Here is a 929-nt window from a genome sequence, read left to right as displayed (position 1 = left end):
GAGTAACACCGTTGATGATGGAAGCACTATCAAGGCCCTTTGCAAGAGCGTAGCTGTCGAGTTCGTTGAAGAAAGCAACGCGGGTAGCCAAGTATGTATTCGAGAACAATTTAATGGCTTCGGCTTCCGTCGAATCGGTCAGCAAAACAGGGATATCTTCCTTGATTGCGGAGTCAGCAAGCATTTGAGCAAGCTTTTCCGCTCTTTCTGACTTTTCGCCGACGACGATACGCGAGGGATACAAATTATCGTAGAGTGCTTTACCTTCGCGAAGGAATTCAGGAACAAAGATTAAATTTTCATAACCTTCTTCCTTTTTCTTCCGGGTATACCCAACAGGGATAGTAGACTTGATCACGATCAGCGTATTGGGATTGAGCTTCGTTACAGCTTCAATCACCGAATCAACCGAAGAAGTGTTAAAGAAATTTGTTTTGGTGTCGTAGTCCGTTGGTGTGGCAATGAAAACGTAGTCAGCCCCTTCAACAGCCTTGGCAAGATCAGTTGTTGCAACGAGATTAAGCTCCTTTGTAGAAAGGTATTCTTGAATTTCGTTATCAACAATCGGACTGATTTTCTGATTAATTTTATTGACCTTATCTTCGACAATGTCTACAGCCTTTACTTCATGGTGTTGCGCCAGAAGAACCGCGTTAGAAAGGCCAACATAACCAGTACCTACCACTGCGATTTTCATTTTTTCTCCTTAGTTAGGTCGAAAAAGCTTTTGAAAAACACTCCAAACAACTTTACTCGCAGAAAATTGATCTTGTCTGAAGACCAACCTTCTTTGAGAAGTTTAAAATCGATCTTACGATATATTAGTAGAAAGAGCTTAACTTGATTCTTAAAATTTCTCAAATCAGCAAGATGGTGATTCGAGAAATTAATGAAATTTTTAACCATCAAGTAATGAAGATGGCTTAGTT

General features: G+C 40.4%; 1 protein-coding gene. It reads right to left on the bottom strand.

Annotated elements, in window-relative coordinates; all coding sequences use genetic code 11:
• Positions 1–697: nucleotide sugar dehydrogenase (locus H6A60_RS11800; protein ID WP_205104865.1), on the bottom strand; the 697-nt coding region annotated here is incomplete at its 3' end.
• Positions 698–929: the final 232 nt, after the last annotated feature.

The sequence above is a fragment of the Sutterella massiliensis genome, assembly GCF_016899755.1.
Taxonomy (GTDB): domain Bacteria; phylum Pseudomonadota; class Gammaproteobacteria; order Burkholderiales; family Burkholderiaceae_F; genus Sutterella; species Sutterella massiliensis.
The sequence above is the reverse complement of the archived record's forward strand: the minus strand, read 5'-3'. Positions and strand labels throughout refer to the sequence as shown.